Here is a 1,718-nt window from a genome sequence, read left to right as displayed (position 1 = left end):
TCAAGACGCTTGATTTTGACTTTCATACGCATGCCAATCCGTAACGAAATTGTTCATCAGGAAGAAAGAAGGGGAGAACGGGAGAAAATGAGAGAACGAGAAGACGAGACAGCTTGCAATTTTCCCGTCTTCCCATTCCAAGTGTCTCAATCAGCGTGAGGCCTATGCTCTTCCTACTCTTCTCCCTTATCGTGACGGTACAGCTGCAAATTGACCCCATCGAGCCCGTCAAAGAAGGCAAGGGTCATCCCCTCAAGCGGCTGGAAAGGCTCCTTTTTCACAGTAACGCCTTTTTCGCGCAGCACTTCTGTACCACCCTCAACATCGTCAGACTTGAACGAGATGTGATGGACGCCCGGACGGTCTAACCCCCAAACACCCTCAAATGCAGCAGCAGGGATGAGTTCTAGATTCACGTTACCTGCATCCAAGAAGATCGCCTCACCAAGTTCACCGAGATCAAGACGGTCTAGCACTTTAAGACCTAGTTTGTTGACATACAGATCTTCCGCTTTCTCCATATCGCTCATCAATAGCGCGATTTTCCAAATTTTCATATCCATCTTATTTCCCTCCTCCCCGACCGGATCGGGCTTCATACCCATCTGTGGGTTTATAGGTGTATTTATACTGAGTATCAAAACAGAAAGGACAGCAATCAGAATCGCCAGCCGCGTCAACTTTTTCATCTTTGTTGCCTCCTCAGCCAATCACAGGTTTTATGGAACAGGAATTCCCGAAACCTTACACTGGATGCGATAAATCGAAGTGCTTGCCGTAATAAAAAGTGTGCTCCAGTCATCGCCACCCCAACCAAGGTTAGCAGCGCGTTCAGGAGTTTGGAGGACACCAAGATGCTCCCCGGACGTATCAAAAATCCAGATACCGCCTGGACCGGTGAGATAGACATTCCCATGTGCATCAATTTTCATACCATCGCAAAAATCCGTCCATTCGCAATTGTACCATCTGACTGGACATCAAACACACGGACGTGCATACGTTCGGTGTCGTCAATATAAAGGATTGACTCGTCCGGTGAAAAGCAGAGACCATTCGGGCGATCAAAATCATCAACCAACAGTGTCAGCGTCTGACCGTCGGGGGAAAGCCGATAGACACCCTGAAAGTCAAGGTCCTGCTCCCCCTCAATACCGTAATCGGCTGTTAAACCGTAGGGCGGATCGGAAAAATAGATGCTGCCATCCGATTTCACAATCACATCATTTGGACTGTTCAACCGCTTACCGTCGTAATGTGATGCAATCGTAACAACCGTCCCATCGGCTTCGGTCCGTGAAACTCGGCGATTGGCGTGTTCACACGTTACAAGCCTGCCCTGCTTATCGTAGGTCAAGCCGTTGGATTTACCCGAAGGAACACGGAAGTTCGTGATACCTTCCTCCGCTGTCCACTTTTTCATCTGATTTGCAGGGATGTCGCTGAACAGCAGAAACTTACCTTCGGCATGCCAGACAGGTCCCTCCGTGAATTCACAGCCGGTTCCAAGTTGCTCTAGTTCTGCATCGGCATCAATCAGATCTAATATTTTGGGGGATCGAACATCCAGACTCATATACGCCTCCTTTATCTTCTGTATGCCGCGACAACGGATATGCTACCTGTCGCAGCATCACAGCAAACATGAAATGTGATGTGCAAAACGCGAAAGTTTGAGGTTATTATACCAAGTAGATGTGCGATAAAGTATCACACCG

General features: G+C 48.3%; 1 protein-coding gene and 1 pseudogene. Both read right to left on the bottom strand.

All coding sequences use genetic code 11. The features are described 5' to 3' along the window. Positions 1-173: 173 nt before the first annotated feature. Positions 174-689 (bottom strand): VOC family protein, encoded by a 516-nt coding sequence (locus J4G02_16735; protein ID MCE2396201.1) that lies wholly within the window; start codon positions 687-689, stop codon positions 174-176. 30 nt (positions 690-719) lie between these two features. Then, a pseudogene (locus J4G02_16730) lies at positions 720-1,576 on the bottom strand (SMP-30/gluconolactonase/LRE family protein). Positions 1,577-1,718 lie beyond the last annotated feature (142 nt).

The organism is Candidatus Poribacteria bacterium (assembly GCA_021295755.1).
GTDB lineage: Bacteria > Poribacteria > WGA-4E > WGA-4E > PCPOR2b > PCPOR2b.
This window is presented reverse-complemented; position numbering and strand designations above follow the sequence as displayed.

Excerpts from the sequence above, each read along its gene's own strand:
- J4G02_16735 (MCE2396201.1), bottom strand. The coding sequence starts at position 689 with ATGAAAAAGTTGACGCGGCTGGCGATTCTGATTGCTGTCCTTTCTGTT.